15 protein-coding genes are annotated in these 16,376 nt (G+C 31.8%); 6 read left to right on the forward strand and 9 right to left on the reverse strand.

Annotation, left to right across the window (positions count from 1 at the left end; genetic code table 11):
- Positions 1–228: 228 nt before the first annotated feature.
- On the reverse strand, positions 229–1,221 hold the full coding sequence (locus ACREV6_RS00750; RefSeq protein WP_431576126.1) for a glycosyltransferase family 2 protein: 993 nt from the start codon (positions 1,219–1,221) through the stop codon (positions 229–231).
- Positions 1,222–1,540: 319 nt separating this feature from the next.
- On the opposite strand from ACREV6_RS00750, the gene ACREV6_RS00755 reads away from it, so the two are divergent.
- A complete protein-coding gene (locus ACREV6_RS00755) occupies positions 1,541–1,996 on the forward strand; it encodes a DUF441 domain-containing protein (RefSeq protein WP_431576127.1) in 456 nt (151 codons plus the stop codon).
- A gap of 84 nt (positions 1,997–2,080) precedes the next feature.
- Here ACREV6_RS00755 and ACREV6_RS00760 read toward each other — a convergent pair whose 3' ends face one another.
- The 8 genes from ACREV6_RS00760 to ACREV6_RS00795 all read right to left on the reverse strand — a co-directional run bounded on the left by ACREV6_RS00760 (position 2,081) and on the right by ACREV6_RS00795 (position 10,921).
- Positions 2,081–2,404, reverse strand: coding sequence for a FlxA-like family protein (locus ACREV6_RS00760; RefSeq protein WP_431576128.1), 324 nt, complete (start codon positions 2,402–2,404; stop codon positions 2,081–2,083).
- Between the two features lie 150 nt (positions 2,405–2,554).
- Positions 2,555–4,750: a glycosyltransferase family 39 protein gene (locus tag ACREV6_RS00765; protein WP_431576129.1), complete on the reverse strand. Its 2,196-nt coding sequence runs from the start codon at positions 4,748–4,750 to the stop codon at positions 2,555–2,557.
- Positions 4,751–4,835: 85 nt separating this feature from the next.
- Positions 4,836–5,234 (reverse strand): GtrA family protein, encoded by a 399-nt coding sequence (locus ACREV6_RS00770; RefSeq protein WP_431576171.1) that lies wholly within the window; start codon positions 5,232–5,234, stop codon positions 4,836–4,838.
- Positions 5,235–5,455: 221 nt separating this feature from the next.
- Positions 5,456–6,646, reverse strand: a complete 1,191-nt coding sequence (locus ACREV6_RS00775; RefSeq protein WP_431576130.1) for an ABC transporter permease — start codon at positions 6,644–6,646, stop codon at positions 5,456–5,458.
- Positions 6,643–7,359 (reverse strand): ABC transporter ATP-binding protein, encoded by a 717-nt coding sequence (locus tag ACREV6_RS00780; RefSeq protein WP_431576131.1) that lies wholly within the window; start codon positions 7,357–7,359, stop codon positions 6,643–6,645. The genes ACREV6_RS00775 and ACREV6_RS00780 overlap by 4 nt, the downstream gene beginning before the upstream one ends.
- Before the next feature lie 30 nt (positions 7,360–7,389).
- Complete coding sequence (locus ACREV6_RS00785) at positions 7,390–8,667, reverse strand: efflux RND transporter periplasmic adaptor subunit (protein ID WP_431576132.1); 1,278 nt, start codon at positions 8,665–8,667, stop codon at positions 7,390–7,392.
- Between the two features lie 191 nt (positions 8,668–8,858).
- The gene (locus ACREV6_RS00790; protein WP_431576133.1) at positions 8,859–10,238 is read right to left on the reverse strand and encodes a sensor histidine kinase; all 1,380 of its coding nucleotides are present in this window, start codon (positions 10,236–10,238) and stop codon (positions 8,859–8,861) included.
- Positions 10,235–10,921, reverse strand: a complete 687-nt coding sequence (locus tag ACREV6_RS00795; protein ID WP_431576134.1) for a response regulator transcription factor — start codon at positions 10,919–10,921, stop codon at positions 10,235–10,237. The genes ACREV6_RS00790 and ACREV6_RS00795 overlap by 4 nt, the downstream gene beginning before the upstream one ends.
- A gap of 342 nt (positions 10,922–11,263) precedes the next feature.
- Here ACREV6_RS00795 and ACREV6_RS00800 point away from each other — a divergent pair, with 342 nt between their 5' ends.
- The 5 genes from ACREV6_RS00800 (at position 11,264) to ACREV6_RS00820 (ending at position 16,334) form a co-directional block, all read left to right on the forward strand.
- Positions 11,264–13,339: a BglG family transcription antiterminator gene (locus ACREV6_RS00800; protein ID WP_431576135.1), complete on the forward strand. Its 2,076-nt coding sequence runs from the start codon at positions 11,264–11,266 to the stop codon at positions 13,337–13,339.
- A gap of 31 nt (positions 13,340–13,370) precedes the next feature.
- Complete coding sequence (locus ACREV6_RS00805; RefSeq protein WP_431576136.1) at positions 13,371–13,658, forward strand: PTS sugar transporter subunit IIB; 288 nt, start codon at positions 13,371–13,373, stop codon at positions 13,656–13,658.
- 24 nt (positions 13,659–13,682) lie between these two features.
- Complete coding sequence (gene ulaA / locus ACREV6_RS00810) at positions 13,683–15,056, forward strand: PTS ascorbate transporter subunit IIC (RefSeq protein WP_431576137.1); 1,374 nt, start codon at positions 13,683–13,685, stop codon at positions 15,054–15,056.
- Between the two features lie 30 nt (positions 15,057–15,086).
- A complete protein-coding gene (locus tag ACREV6_RS00815) occupies positions 15,087–15,803 on the forward strand; it encodes a transaldolase (protein WP_431576138.1) in 717 nt (238 codons plus the stop codon).
- Positions 15,804–16,034: 231 nt separating this feature from the next.
- Positions 16,035–16,334 carry a hypothetical protein gene (locus ACREV6_RS00820; protein ID WP_431576139.1) on the forward strand — a complete coding sequence of 100 codons (300 nt, stop codon included), beginning with the start codon at positions 16,035–16,037 and terminating at the stop codon, positions 16,332–16,334.
- The last annotated feature ends 42 nt before the right edge of the window (positions 16,335–16,376 follow it).

Below are 16,376 nucleotides of genomic sequence, written 5' to 3' on the forward strand. Positions count from 1 at the left end.
TACAAATCAAGACTTGAAGAGAAGAAACAAAAACAATCTGCATAAGAAATGCGGCCAACAATGTGGTCGCATCATCTTAGATTTTTTAATTATTTTGCCTGTCTACTTGACAGGGGTCAGTTCAAAATGGTTTCCCTTTAATATTGTAAGATTATTAGTACTACTCTTAAATTAAAAAAAATTGTAAGGGGTTTATTTATAATAATGGCTAGAATTTTGAAGTAAATTTTAAATGGTATATTTTAGAAGAGCTGTTCCCTTTAAAATCTCACTTTTATTAAGAGGCTTATGACTTATGGTACTTTCTACTATATACAATGGTCTGTTTTTGCCCTCATCAGAAATCCTTCCAATATATTGCCCCAGGATAGCGAAAAAACAAGACATTATACCAAACATAATTAAGTTAATTGACAGAATCAGCCCTAAATTTAATATACTATTGCCCTTAATCACTGAGGTAATAATATTACTAATTAATAAAAAAGTACCTATTAAACCAGAAAATGCACCAAAGTAGCCAGCTAGAACTAATGGTTTAGAAGAGAAAGAGGTTATGCCATCAAAAGCTAGTTTCATCATTTTTTTTAATGAATATTTTGTTTCACCAGCAAATCTTTCTTGCCTTGCAAATTCTACAAAGGTTTGTTTATAGCCAACCCAACTAACTAAGCCTCTTATATATCTATTTTTTTCTGGTAATGAATTTAGAGCATCACATACTTTTCTGTCTATCAGTCTAAAATCTCCAGTATCAACTGGAATATCTATACTTGTCATGCTTTTTAGTAATCTATAGTAGAGTTTAGCAGTGAATTTTTTGAAAAAGGTTTCACCTTCTCGCTTAAATCTTTTGCCATATACAACATCATAGCCTTGTCTCCATTTTTTAATCATTTCTAAAATAGCTTCTGGAGGATCTTGAAGATCTGCATCTATAACAATAATAGCATCACCTAAGGCCACGTTCATTCCTGCAGTTATTGCAGCTTGATGTCCAAAGTTTCTTGAAAAATTTATAAGTTTTATACTTTCATCTTTGCTACATATATGCTCTGCTTTTTCTTTTGTTGTATCGCCACTTCCATCATTTACAAATACAATTTCATAATTTTCCATTGTACGATCCATAATGGATTTTAATCTGAAATAGCTTTCATTTATAACTAGTTCTTCATTAAACAAAGGCACTATTAAAGAATAAACAATCCCATTAGTCATTTTTATCATTCCCTTCACATTAATCTTTTACTGTTTCTCTATAATTAAAATTATAGATGCCAATTGTAACATCAGTATCAAATTAATATGTGAACTTTATGTGAGAATTACACTGATTTCAGTATTAAGTTTATAACTTTTTAGTTCTATACTATGGGATGTTAATAAAAGCATTTTTTTGTTTGTATTACACACAGTCGGTGCGGAAACGCGATATCTTACTATTATTTAACAAAATATAATCGAATTAATAGTGTATATTTTGAATAGAATATTTTAAGTGAATAATTTTATTAAAAATCTCAGGAGATGATTTATTTTGAGTTCTAATATCATTTTATTACTGATTCTTGCTACTGCCATATTTGGTAAAGCTAATTCAGTTGCTATTGCTACATGTGTTTTGCTTATGCTAAAACTATTAGGCTTAGACAGTTATGTATATCCTTTTATAGAAAAAAACGGAATTACAGGTGGAATTATATTTCTTATAGCCGCCATAATGATACCTATTGCTAATGGTCACATTACAGCAGAAAACATAAAAAATGTATTTACATCCTGGATAGGTATAACAGCTCTAGTTCTTTCATTTCTAACAACATATTTAAGTGGACAAGGATTGAACTATCTTACGGTTCAAGGACACAGCGATATTATGCCTGCGATGATATTAGGTGCAGTTGCTGCTGCAGCATTTTTAGGAGGGGTGCCTGTAGGACCACTTATTACATCTGGAATGGTAGCTTTATTTGCAAAGATGATTCACAAATAATAGGGGATACAAATTAGTATGAACATGCTTTTGTGATAAAAGCATGTTCATACTAATGTTAGAACCTTTTTATAATATGTCAGCTTAGTAAGCAAAAATATCAATTATATGTCTAGGATTTATTGAATAACCTTTATTTGTATTTTGATTGATAGCGATATTCTTTGAAGGTTCTACCTTTCTAGTAGAGGATTGGCTTGTTTGTAGTTGCTGAATTTGTGCTTGAATTTGTTGCATTTTAGCTGCGATTACTTGTATTTTCACTTGTTTTATCTTTTCATCATCAATACTTGAACTAATTTGGCTCAACTGTGATTTGAGAGTTGCTTCTTGTAACTTAAGCTGTCTTACATCGCTGCTATTATTTGTTACCGCATTGGATGTTGATGATAGTGATGAAATACTCATATTTTTTCTCCTTAACTTTATTTTTTAATGTTTTCTTATAATTAAAATTATAATTGCCAATTGTGGCATCTATATGTAATAATTATGTGAACTTTATGTGATGGTAAAAAATCAACTTTCATTTATATAAAACTAAGGTAAGTATTATTATTATTTTGTAGTATCAGCAGCTTTGAGATCATATAAAGCTTCGGAACTTCCACCGCCAAATTGCTTGGTTTTTGAATTTGTAGTTTTTGTGGTATAGCTTGTTTTAGTTGTTGTATTAGATGTAGCTGACTTCTTATTAGTTGTAGAATCTTTCCATTCACTCTCTGCAACGAGGTTACCAGCTGATTTAGCCCAGGTCATAATTTCGTCATTAGAGCCTCCACCTTGACCACCTACCATTACATATCTTACCTGACCTTTGTTAACTAATTCCTTAAACTGAGCTAAGGTAATTGCTTTATCGGTTCCAAAGAAACCCCAAGTCATTACAGATTCATCAGTTTCAAGTATTATATCTGTTGCATAACCATTAGTGGAGGAAGTTACAAGGATATATTTTTCAGTAGTTTTATGACTGGTAAGGAATTCTATTAACTTTGAATTACTACTGCTATTAGAAGTATTCATATTTGGAATATTCTTTGATACACTAGATATTAAACTAAGTCCAGCAGAGGGAAAGGTTCCAGACATAGCATTAAACATTGTAGTAGCAGACCAAACTATAGGGGTTATTAAAAGTCCTACCAAAGCAGTAGCTACTAATATTTTAGAAAGTTTTGAATTTTTATTTTTTAACAGCTTAAGAATAATAATTATGATTGAAGAAACAAAACATAAAAGGGATAACGCAATCATTAAAATTTTAGGTATACTTGAAGTTTTGTAATAATAAGATAAAATCAGTAACTGAACTAATCCATCTACAATAAGTGCTACTGGTAAAATCCAAGATTTAAATCCCTTCTCTTTATGAAGTTCCCACATAGATACAATTCCAATCCCTGCCAGAGCTGCAATTGGGGGGGCAAGCATTGTTAAATAATAAGGATGAAATAAACCTGTGGTGAAGCTGAAATATATAAATTCAGGTATTAACCACATTGACCATAAAATTAATGCTGATTTTTTTTTGTTATCAAAAGCAGGCTTAAGTTTTTCCTTTAAGACAGCTGCTATAAAGCCAAATACGGCAAGAGGGAATAACCAAATTATCTGATCTGACATACTATTACTTGAAAATAATCTTGTAATACTAGCTTTTTCATTACCTCCCATGCTACCGCCACCTACACCGCCAGATTTACCTCTGGGACCTTGACCACCGCTACCATTAGGGTTTCTTCCTGGAGCCTGTCCATCTTGTACATCGCCTGTAGGCGGAGTACCTTCTTGCATTCCTTTTTCAAAGTTGCCATCAGAAGGATGCTCTGAGTTAACGCTTGCTACATCTCCTTGTATAGTTCCAGAAGGGGGAGTTCCGCCAGGCATTCCTTCAAAAGTTCCACCTTGATTCCTTGCTCCATCTCCAACACCCTTGCCACCGGCACCAGTACTACTGCTTCCAATTCCAAGCCTTTCCAGGCCATTATGCCCAAATATCAATTCTAGTTCTGAGTTATAAGTTGTACTACTGCCTACATAAGGCCTGTTTGCAGCAGGTATTAAATCTACAACTATAGCCCAAGAGAATGAAACAACTAGAAGAACCATGGTTCCTACCATAAGATGGATTATTCTCTTTTTAAGTGAAGCTGCACTAGAAAGAAGATAAGTTATATATATAGCTGGAATCACCATATAAGCTTGAAGCATTTTTATATTAAAACCAACACCTACAATAATTAAACATATTAAAACATATTTAACTTTGCCTTTCTCGGCTGCTACAGAAATAGCCCAGCATGCCAGTAGAAGAGTTAAAACAAGTAAGTTATCACAAGTGTTATTTCTGCTTACAGCAACAAAAATCGGGGTTACTGCAAGAAATAATGCTGAAAGAAGAGCAGCTGCAGTTCCAAAGGATCTTTTAACGATAATATATATTATTATAACGGAGATTACTCCTGCAAGAGCCTGGGGAAGAATAATACTCCAGCCACTAAATCCAAAGATTTTAGCGGAGATTGCTTGAATCCAAAAGCCTAGAGGCGGCTTATCAATACTTATAAAGCTAGTAGGGTCAAAAGCTACGAAAAAGAAATTTTTCCAGCTCATAGTCATGCTTTTTACGCCAGCGGCATAATAAAGATTTGAATATCCCTCCATGCTTAAATTAGTGAAATTCAATATTCCTGACAATAATAATATTAATGATAATAATAGCTTTTCTTTTGAAAGTTTTAATTTTTTCATTTTAATTTGCTCCTTTTTAGAATGATTATTCACTGCAATAACAGCTATTATCATAATTAATTTGAATTTATATTAGCACTTACTCTTAATTAAACACCCATAATTTATAACAAAGAAAATTTGCTATTTGAGCTATAAAGGTGACAATTACTTTAGATACATACACGTTAATATCCAAGTTTTTTACTGAAAAATTCATTGTTATAAGGGTTATGAGAAGTGAGAATAAGTTTACTACAATAAATTGAAAAAGTTCATTATTTGTTTTTTTATTAGAATTACTCATAGAAAAAGTCCATTTTTTATTAAGCACAAAACTGTTAGCAACTCCAAAACTATATCCAACAATTTGACTTGCTATGTAGTTTAGTCCGATAAATCCATTGAATAATGTAAATATTAAAAAATCTATTAGTGTATTTGATACCCCAACTAGGGAAAATCGACTTAAATGCTTAAGCTTTCCATATAAGATATAGTTCATAATGTTATCTAATGTCTTAATATATTTCACCCCGTTTTTCTTAAATATAGCCTCAAACTTAATCTCATGCATATTACTTTTATCTCTATATATAAGATTATAATCAACAATTGTAGTAGTAATATCAAATAAATATGTGAGCTTTATGTGATAATGGGACTTGAAAAAATGACTCCTGTACAATACAGAAATCATCTCTTGGCTTAATTAGTAACTTAATATTATTCGAATCTTAAAGCTGCTATTGGATTCAATTTTGATGCTTTATTTGCAGGGTAAATTCCGAAAACCAAACCTACAAGCACTGAAAAAACAAAAGCACTAATTACTATATTGCTTGAAATTATAATAGGTGTGGAAAAGAATGTTCTGCCAATATAGGCGCCTGCGTAACCAAAAAATACTCCTAAAAGTCCTCCAAGGCCACTTACACTTGCGGATTCAATTAAAAACTGTGCAAGTATAGTTCTTCTTTTAGCTCCAATTGCTTTTCTTGTTCCTATTTCTTTAGTTCTTTCAATTACTGAAACAAGCATTATGTTCATAATTCCAATGCCACCAACTAAAAGAGATATAGCTGCAACGCCACTTAACATGTTACTCATACTTTTAGTAGTTGAAGTAGCTGTAGTAAGTAAACTTGTTTGACTTAGTACCCTATAATAAGTATCTGTAGTTGTGGACGTTGCCAAATTTCTAAGTCCATACTTTTTATTTAGGAACATTTTCGTATAAGACATGGCTGTATCTATTTGTTTTTGGCTTTCAGCTTCAATATAATAGGTGCTTATATCAGATGTTTTAAGTAATCTTTGCGCTGTTGATATTGGAAGTATTATCTTATCATCACTGCTACCGGTAGTTGATGTTCCAGCTGTTTTAAGAACACCTACTATTTTAAACTGAATACCACTAACATACATTGTCTCACCAACAACATTTACACTTCCAAAAATATTATTGGCAGTTTCAGTTCCAATTACAAGTACATTATATCTATTTTCAACATCTCTATTTGTTATAAACCTACCAGAACTTACAGTATAACTTTTTATTTCTGCGTAGCTCGTATTTGATGCTTCTATTGATGTAGTACTAGATTTACTTCCAGCTCTTACATCTACATTACTTGATGAAATTTGTGGTGATACTTGTTTTATACCGGGTTTAGCTTTAAGCTCATTTAAGTCAGCGGTATCAATAGTAGTAGTTTGCTTAAGTGAAACGGTTATAAGATTGGTTCCTAAACTGCTTATTTGATCACTAACCTCCTTTTCTGTACCTTTACCTATTCCTACAAGAATAATTACGGAGGATATGCCGATAATAATTCCAAGCATTGTAAGAAATGAACGTATTTTGTTTGTCCACACCGAAAAAAGTGATATTTTTAATAGTTGTGATAATCTCATGATGACACCTCTTTATCATTCATTTTATCGGAAGTTATGCGACCATCTTTAACTGTGATCACTCGTTTTGCATGGGAAGCTATATCTCTATCATGAGTAATTATTACAATTGTATTTCCTTCATTATTCAAATCCTTTAGCATTTTAAGTACTTCCTTTCCAGACTTACTGTCAAGTGCACCTGTTGGTTCATCTGCTAATATGATTTGTGGATTTGTAACTAGAGCCCTAGCAATTGCAACTCTCTGCATTTGTCCACCGGATAATTCTGTTGGTTTGTGTTTTATATGGGATACTAGGCCTACCTTCGTAAGTTGAGTTTTTGCTTTTTCTTTTGCCGCTTTATTTGCATATCCTAAATATAATAATGGTAATAATACGTTATCCAATATGCTTAATTTAGGAAGTAAATTATAATTTTGAAAAATGAAGCCTATTTTCTTATTTCTTATTTCTGCAAGTTTATTGTCACTACATTTTGTGTCCACGCCATCTAAAAAATATTCTCCCGCGGAGGCATTATCCAGGCATCCAATAATGTTCATAAGAGTAGATTTACCTGCACCCGATGGGCCAACAATAGCTACGTATTCCCCTTTAGCTATTGTTAGATTTGCATTTTCTATAGCTTTAAAAGTACTATTCCCCATTTTATATTCTTTTTCTATATTAGTCATTTTAATTAAGTAATTATTATTTAGCACTTCGGACATACATTTATACCTCCTGTATTGTAAGACTTATTATTTAGTGGTTGTGGATTTAGAACCGCTACTATTATTGTCCGGTTGTCTGCTACCACTTGGCATTTGACCATCACTTGGCCTTTTGCCGCCGCCCATACCGCCCATACCACCCATACCACCTTGAGTGCTAGAACTGCTACTTGAAGGTAACTGAACTAATACCAATTGTCCATTTGTAACTCCGTTGGTAACTTCAATATAGTCTTCAGTGTCAATTCCTGTTGTAATTTCTACTAATTTACTATTGGTTTCTGTTGTTGAGGAGGTACTATTGCGTTGTCCACTACTTGAATTCGCATTATTTTGAACCCTTACGTATTTTTTACTATTACTCTCAACTAAAGCTTCGGCTGGTATTACAATTGCATTTTCTTTACTTTGCACCGCAATTGTAACATTTGCATTCATGCCAAGTCTTATTCCTGTTGGTTTACTAACACTTACAATAACATCATAGGTTGTAGTATTGTTGGTAGTGGTACCTGCCTGTGCACAGGACTCAACAGTGCCCGTAAAAGTCTTTTCAGATAGAGCATCAAATTTAATAGTGGCTTTCTGACCTACTGCTACAGCTGAAATATCTAACTCATCTACAGCAACCTTAACTTTCATTGTGTTCATATCTGAAATCGTAAGTAAACTTTTACCACTTTGACCAGTATTTCCGTTAGCGCAATCCACAACTGTTACAAGACCAGCTATAGGTGAGGTTACAGTCTGATTTGTTATTGTAGTCTCTGCATCTGAAAGTTCAGTAGCAGCATCAGTTACTGATTCTTCATCATCTGATATTTTATTAGTAATATCGGTTATTGTTTTTTTGTCAGATGTTACTTTATTTGAATCAACTTTAGCAGCACTTTCATCAGTTGCAAGTTGTGCCTTTGCAGCAGTAAGATCACTTTCATCATTTGTACGTTGTGCCTTTGCCTTTGTCAATTTTTTCGTTGCGGTAGTTACAGCTTTTGTAAGAGCGGAACTTGAGCAAACAAAAAGCTTCTGCGCTGCGGTTACAGTGTCTCCAATTTTAATAGTTAAACCTGATATAGTACCATTATTATTAGGTGCTACCGTGGAAGTGGTACTAGCATAAGCAGCTCCTGTACCTTGGATAGTTTTTGATATACTCATAGTTTTAACGGTGGAAGAATAAAATTTTGAGGCCGTAACTGCTGCGGTTTTTGTGAAGATTTTAGTATATCCTACATAACCACTAGCACATATTACAATCACAACTATACCTATTATTATTGCTTTAATCATTTTACTTTTCATTATTTACCTCCAGTAATAGTGGTGTTTTAATTCTGTTCTTTTCAATAATGTAATTATAATATGAAATATTATTGCAAATATCAAATTAATATGTGAACTTTATGTGAGAGCACAAAGCAAAAACAACCAACAATTTGTTGGTTGTTTTTATTGAATCACTTTTCAAGAGGAGAAGGTATATATAGTTGGAATTATATATGATATTTAATTGTGAAACTAACACCAGTATCCCTATTAATAGCTTCTATTTCTCCATTATAAAATTTTATTATTTTTTTACTAATAGCCAGACCAAGGCCAAAATTACCAGTCTTATCTTTGTAGAAATTATCGAAAATGTGACACAGATGTTCCTTTTGAATATTAGGGCCATCGTTATATATCTCTATCACTGCAAAAGTACCTTCTTTTTTTAGGGTTACACAAATTTTTTCTTTAGCATATCTAAGGCTATTATCTAAGATGTTTTCAATAGAAACCTGTATTTTATCCACGTTTCCAATTATAAGAGCTTCATCAATGTCTAAATCCCATTTAATATTATTATTAACTACTTTAAACCTATTTATGATATGGAAAAGCAGGCGATGCAAGTTAATTTCCATATCGCAAGTGTTATTTTCTAAAACATAATCAAGGGTATTCAAATATAACATCTGCTTAACTTTTTTTTCTAAGTTTAAAGCCTCATCCTTTATTATTTCGGCATTTTTTTCCACTGACTCAACGTACACACCATCAATAATAGCGGCAGCATGACTCATAATTACCATAATGGGTGTTTTCAAATCGTGGGATATACTTTGTAAAAACATTTTCTCTTCTTCATCTGCACGCTTTAATTCTCTTTGCATCATATTCATTGAGTTCGCTAGTCGTCCAATCTCATCTGCGTTTTTAATATTGATAGGTTGCTTCCAATCTTTGTGGGCTATTCTAACAGTATAATTTTCAAGTTCTTTAAGGGGTTTTGAAATATAGTTTGCAACTAATTTAGAAGTTAGAAAACCAATAGCTATAAATACTAGGCCTATAATAAGCACCATATAAAGCAAGATATTTTCTTGTAGTTCGGGCATATAAGTTATTAAGTAGGACTTTCCGGTATTTCCATATTGAACTGAACTTATTATAAAAACAAATTTCATATTTTTGTAGGACTCTTTAAATTGTTTTTCCACAAGAGTACCTGGTGTAATAAAACTTGACATCCATAGTTTAACATCATTATCATTTAAACTAAAAGGTGAATGAGGGGCGTTAGGAGCATTTGGTGGTAATCTACGCCTTTTATTTATATTTATAATTTCAGTTTTATTATTTTCATCCACATTTACAATATAATAATCGCTACCTTTTAGATTTATTAGCTCATCAAATCTATTAGGTTCTGTAAAATTTTTAGCCTTCACATCATGAGCTACTTTTAAGTCTTGGATTTTAGCTTTTTCATCTATGGCTTTAAAAGCAACAATATAGAAAAATGAAATGCTGAAAATTATTATAAGTATTATGATTGTAAAGGTAGCCCATATTCTCATGGTTAGTGATTTGAATTTTACTTTCTTCATGACTTATACACTAATTTATAACCATAGCCATATACTGTCTCTATGGTGAATTTATCTACTTTTTTTCTGATTCTTCTTATGGTGTCATCAACTACTCGATCTGAGCCGAAGTAATCATCTCCCCATACAGTATCTAATATTTGTTCCCTAGAAACTAAATTGTTTTTGTTTTCAATAAAATAGTACAGTAGTTCAAATTCTTTGTTAGTTAGTATAATCTCTTCATCCCCTAGGAAAACCGTTCTTTGTTTCTTGCTAATGTTATATCCTCCAAGATTCAAGTCATCTGTGGGTTGAATAACATCCTCTTTATTCATTACAGAAATTCTCTCCAAAAGTTTATTTGTTCTAATAATAAGCTCTCTAGGCAAAAATGGCTTTGACAAATAATCATCGCTGCCAAGCTCTAGTCCCACCACTCGGTCAAGCTCCTCATTTCTTGCAGACATAAAGATAACTGGGGTATTTTTATTGTTATTTTTAATAGCTTTTATAATTTGATAACCATCAATATCTGGAAGCATAATGTCTAATATCCAAAGATCAGGCATATCATCAATTCTTGCGATTGCAGAACTACCATTTGAAAAAGTGGTTACTTCATAACCTTCACGTTGTAGGTATTTTTCTAGTAAAAGATTTAAACTTATTTCATCTTCAACAAGATATATCTTCTTTGACAAGTGTATCACCCCTATGTATTAAGCACTAATTTCTATAGTTTATAAAATTAATTAAGACCCACATGTACCTATTATTTATATTCTATCATATAAATTTCAAAACATTTCATAAAATTTATGTGAAGATTATGTGTTATTTAACTTGCCACTTGCCACGTGGGTGGCACCTTTCATTAATTTCTATTATAATATACATAAAGTAGTTTAATAAGTTACTTTTGCCACAATTATATTGCCAAATCTTAAACTTTTAAATTGAACATATGTAAACTATAATAAAAATAGAAAGAAGTGATTACGATTACATTAAACGAAAGATGTACTCATATATTATTGCTAATTATGAACTCCCCCTCTGCGGTTGCTATATCTTATATTGCAAGTGAATTTAATATAAGTGCCAGAACTGTAAGATATGATCTTGATAAAATAGATGAATTCTTAATGTTTATTAAATTGCCACAATTATGCAGAAAACAGAATGTTGGGATAAGCTATGAACAGGCTGATAATATTATCCATTGTGTAACAGAGAAACTTCAAAAAATAAGTAGCTATCAGTATGTATTATCAAAACAAGAGAGAATCGATATTATTTTGAGCGAACTGTTGCGAAAAAAAGACTATATAACAATAGATTTGCTAAAGGAAAAGCTTATGGTCAGTAGGAGTACTATGGTAAGCGACTTAGAACAAGTTAAAAAATGGCTTAAGGATAAGGATTTAAAGCTAAATACTCAAAGAAAACATGGAATTAAAATTGTTGGAGAAGAGAAATATTTAAGAAGAGCATCCATTGACCTTTTTACAAAAAATATGGATGCCTCAGCAATGTTAAGTGAAGAAAAATCCGCAATAATTAGTAGGGCAAGCATACCAATTCATTGGAAAATTAAAAAAGTGTTTGCAGATATAGATATTGAATTTATAGAAAATTGCGTGAGAGTAGTTGAAAAACAGTTAGAGAAGATTTTCTCGGATGAGGCATTTTATGGATTAGTAGGCCATATAGCAATATCAATAAGGCGAATAAGACTTGGACGAGATATCATTATGCCATATAAAGAATTGCGTACTTTTGAAATAACCAAAGAATTTACTGCAGCTTCATATATTGCAAAAATGATGGAAGAACATTTTTCGGTATCCATTACTATCGATGAAATCGGTTATATTACAGTGCATCTCCTTGGAAGCAATTCATCTGTTTTGAGTCCTGTAGATAAGGCGGATTGGGCAAACACTCAGATACTCACAGGAGATATTTTAGAAAAGATTGGAAAGCTTACCAAACATGAAAATTTACTGGATGATAAGCAACTTTTTAATGCTATTTTGGATCATTTAACCCCAGCGTTATATAGATTAGAACATGACTTGAAAGTAAAAAACCCAGTACTTGCAGAAATTATGGAAAGTTATGAAGAGCTGTTTCAAATAGTTGCCATAGGTCTTGAACCTATAGAAAAATATGCGAAAAAAACTTTTAGTGATGAAGAAATAGGATATTTTACTTTGCATTTTGCAGCAGCTATGGAAAGAATAAAGGAGACAGTGCAAAAAGTTAATAGAATCCTTGTGGTTTGTAGTACAGGAATTGGAACAGCAAAACTATTATCTACAAAGATTATGCAGTTGTATGATGTATTCATTGTAGATACAGTGGCTTATCATAAGGTTTCAGAGGTACTTAAAAGTGCAAAAGTTGACCTTATCGTTACAACACTTTCTGTAGAATTTAAAGATATTATATCTGTAAAGGTAAGTCCCTTTTTAACGGAAAGGGATGTAGAAAATTTAAATAAGTTTTTAAAACCAGTTAAAACCTATTCAACAAACATGTTAGATGAAATTTTAGAAGTCATTCACAAAAACTGTGAAATTTTCAATTATGATAACTTAGTAGGGGATTTATCAGAAATTCTTAAAATTGAAATAAAACAAAAAGAGAAAGGGGTTGTGCAACCGGTGTTAGTAGAATTATTAAATGAAAAAACTATAGAACTAAATGTAAATGCAAAAGACTGGGAAGAATCTATATTAATAGGAGGTAAAATTTTAGAAGATCAGGGACTTATAGAACATAGATATGTTGATGCAATGATAAATACGGTAAAAGAGATGGGACCATACATTGTTATTGTAAAGGGAATTGCTATGCCACATGCAAGACCTGAGGCAGGAGCAAAAGGAATTGGAATGGCACTCTTAACATTAAAAAATCCTATAAATTTTGGGAATGAGGAAAATGATCCTGTGAAAATAGTGATTTTTCTATGTGCAATTGATAAAGTAAGCCATTTAAAGGCATTATCAGAATTAATGCAGCTTTTAGAGGATGAGACATTTAAAGAATTAGCTAGTAATGCAACTGATAAAAATGAAATTATAAATTATATTTCAACATTAAAGCATTAAAAAATAAAACACTAAATTTAGGAGGGTTATTATGTTAAAAATTGTAACAGTTTGTGGAAATGGTATAGGAAGCAGTTTGATGTTAAAAATGAAGATCGAGGAAATATGTGCTGATAATAATATTCAAGCATCAGTAGATTCTTGTGATTTGAACTCTGCACAAGGTAAAAATGTTGATCTAATAGTTACTATAAAAGAATTATCATATGAATTTGAAGGCAAAGAGGTTGGAATTGTTCGAAGTTATATAAACAAGAAGAAAATCACAGAAGATATTCTTGAACTGATTAAAAAGAAGGCACAAGAAAAAAATAAGTAAAACATATGAAGGGAGGGACTACTAATGGAAGCATTAAAAGCTGTTTTACAGGTTTTAAGAGATATATTAAAGGAGCCAGCATTATTAATGGGTATAATGTCCTGCGTTGGTCTTGTTGCACTAAGAAAACCTGCTCATAAGGTTATGACAGGAACCTTAAAACCAATTTTGGGTTATATAATGCTAGGAGCAGGTGCAGATTTTATAGTTGCAAATCTTGATCCACTTGGAAAAATGATTCAAAAAGGATTTCATATTACTGGTGTAGTTCCAAACAATGAAGCTGTTGTTTCTGCGGCACAAAAAATTCTTGGGGTAGAAACAATGTCGATTCTAGTAGTTGGCCTGCTGCTTAATTTGGTAATTGCAAGATTTACTAAATTCAAATATGTGTTCTTAACTGGACATCATAGCTTCTTTATGGCATGTCTTCTATCAGCGGTTCTAGGAACTTCTGGAATGAAGGGGTTTGAACTTATAATACTTGGTGGATTTGCATTAGGTGCATGGAGTGCTATTTCTCCAGCAATAGGTCAAAAATATACATTGAAAGTTACAGATGGCGATGAAATCGCAATGGGCCACTTTGGTAGTTTAGGTTATTACTTAGCAGCCTTTGTTGGAAAATTTGTTGGAAACCCTGAAGAAAGTACAGAAAAAATTGAAGTTCCAGAGCAATGGGGATTTTTAAGAGATACTACTATATCCACAGCACTTACAATGATGATATTTTACTTAGTAGCAGCTATTGCAGCTGGACCTACATATGTATCCACACTTTCAGGTGGTACAGCTCCATTCTTATTTGCAACAATGTCTGCACTTAAATTTGCAGTTGGTGTAACTATAGTTTATTCTGGCGTTAGGATGATACTTGGAGATTTAATTCCAGCTTTCCAAGGTATTGCAAATAGAATTATACCTAATGCAATTCCGGCAGTTGATTGCGCTGTATTCTTCACTTATGCGCCAACAGCAGTTATAGTGGGCTTTATTAGTTCATTTATAGGCGGAATCATAGGAATGTTTATACTTGGAATAGCAGGTAGCGTATTAATAATTCCAGGACTAGTAGCTCATTTCTTCTGTGGAGCAACAGCCGGAATTTATGGAAACTCTACAGGTGGAAAAAAAGGAGCTGCAGTAGGCGCTTTTGTAAATGGACTTGCATTAGCATTCTTACCAGCTATATTACTACCCGTACTTGGTAAACTTGGTTTTCAAAATACAACTTTTGGAGATATAGATTTTTCAGTACTGGGAATATTATTAGGAAAATCATCAAATATGGCTGGAAAAGTTGCAATATACGCAATACTGGCTGTAGCTCTAATAGTATTAATTGTACCAAACTTTATAAAGACCAAATCAAAAGTTATTAACAATATAGAAGCGTAATTTATAAAAAATTAGAAAAGAGGGTTTAAAATGATAAAAAAAGATTTAAATGTTAAAATATTTGCAGACGGTGCTGTTCTAAAAGATATGATGGAAGCAGACTCTAATAAAGTTATAAAAGGGTTTACCACTAATCCTTCACTTATGAAAAAGGCTGGGATTACTAGCTATGAAACTTTTGCAAGAGATGTGCTTAAAAATATAAAAGAAAAACCAATTTCTTTTGAAGTTTTTTCAGATGAATTTGAAATGATGGAAAAGGAAGCAAAAAAAATAGGAAGCCTTGGTAAAAATGTATATATAAAAATTCCAATTACTAATTCAAGAGGAGAGTCATCTATTCCACTTGTAAAAAGATTGTCAGAGCAAGGGTTATCTTTAAATGTAACAGCAATACTTACCATAAAACAAGTTGAAGAAACTGTAGAGGCTCTAGCACCAGAAACTACAAACATTGTTTCTGTATTTGCAGGAAGAATGGCGGATAGTGGAATTAATCCTATTCCTTACATGAAACAAGCTGCAGAGATTTGTCATAGTAAAAAAGGAACAGAACTTTTATGGGCAAGCAGTAGAGAAGTTTTGAATATTTTTCAGGCTGATGAATGTGAATGCGATATCATTACTGTAACTAATGACCTTTTAAATAAATTTATGAAAGTAGGTCGAAGCCTTGAAGACATTTCTCTTGATACAGTAAAGATGTTTAATAATGATATTAAAACCTTAGGGTATTCTATTTTATAAAGTAAATTAGTTTTCACTTGAAAAAAACGCTATGATTTTATGATAGCGTTTTTTTTTGTTGTAGGATTTTAAAAATGAACAAGTAATTTATAATAAATATGTTAATGGTTACATTGATATGTTGTATAATTTTCAACGACATATAGCAAGTAAGACCCTCTTAGAATATTATGAGATATACAAATATCTATATCTTAATCTTAATACTACACATAGGGGGTGTTTATAAAGATGGCGAGTTATATAATATTTTGTATTTTTATTATTACGGCATTTCTTATTATTTCTTTCCCAATAATATTAGATATAATTAATATGAAAAAAACTCATGAGATTAGTGATATAAAAAGTTTAACTAGAAGAAGCATTACATTAGGTTTAATATATATATATCTGTCTATACAAATTTATATTATTGTTTTCGAAAAACAGGCTACTATTTCAGAAGAATTTAAGACTATTGTAATATCTGTTGTTTCATATTATTTTGGAAGAAGCACAGCATTAGATGACCCAAATAAAAAAAATTAACAACATTGCAAAAGACTCAACAGTTAGTTACTGTTGAGCCTT

It is taken from the genome of Clostridium sp. (assembly GCF_050717515.1).
Taxonomy (GTDB): domain Bacteria; phylum Bacillota; class Clostridia; order Clostridiales; family Clostridiaceae; genus Clostridium_AD.

What these genes read in the sequence shown, in the direction of transcription:
- ACREV6_RS00750 (WP_431576126.1), bottom strand. Translation starts at nt 1,221, where the DNA reads ATGACTAATGGGATTGTTTATTCTTTAATAGTGCCTTTGTTTAATGAA.
- ACREV6_RS00760 (WP_431576128.1), bottom strand. Translation starts at nt 2,404, where the DNA reads ATGAGTATTTCATCACTATCATCAACATCCAATGCGGTAACAAATAAT.
- ACREV6_RS00765 (WP_431576129.1), bottom strand. Translation starts at nt 4,750, where the DNA reads ATGAAAAAATTAAAACTTTCAAAAGAAAAGCTATTATTATCATTAATA.
- ACREV6_RS00770 (WP_431576171.1), bottom strand. Translation starts at nt 5,234, where the DNA reads ATGAACTATATCTTATATGGAAAGCTTAAGCATTTAAGTCGATTTTCC.
- ACREV6_RS00775 (WP_431576130.1), bottom strand. Translation starts at nt 6,646, where the DNA reads ATGAGATTATCACAACTATTAAAAATATCACTTTTTTCGGTGTGGACA.
- ACREV6_RS00780 (WP_431576131.1), bottom strand. Translation starts at nt 7,359, where the DNA reads ATGTCCGAAGTGCTAAATAATAATTACTTAATTAAAATGACTAATATA.
- ACREV6_RS00785 (WP_431576132.1), bottom strand. Translation starts at nt 8,667, where the DNA reads ATGAAAAGTAAAATGATTAAAGCAATAATAATAGGTATAGTTGTGATT.
- ACREV6_RS00790 (WP_431576133.1), bottom strand. Translation starts at nt 10,238, where the DNA reads ATGAAGAAAGTAAAATTCAAATCACTAACCATGAGAATATGGGCTACC.
- ACREV6_RS00800 (WP_431576135.1), top strand. Translation starts at nt 11,264, where the DNA reads ATGAACTCCCCCTCTGCGGTTGCTATATCTTATATTGCAAGTGAATTT.
- ACREV6_RS00805 (WP_431576136.1), top strand. Translation starts at nt 13,371, where the DNA reads ATGTTAAAAATTGTAACAGTTTGTGGAAATGGTATAGGAAGCAGTTTG.
- ulaA (WP_431576137.1), top strand. Translation starts at nt 13,683, where the DNA reads ATGGAAGCATTAAAAGCTGTTTTACAGGTTTTAAGAGATATATTAAAG.
- ACREV6_RS00815 (WP_431576138.1), top strand. Translation starts at nt 15,087, where the DNA reads ATGATAAAAAAAGATTTAAATGTTAAAATATTTGCAGACGGTGCTGTT.
- ACREV6_RS00820 (WP_431576139.1), top strand. Translation starts at nt 16,035, where the DNA reads ATGGCGAGTTATATAATATTTTGTATTTTTATTATTACGGCATTTCTT.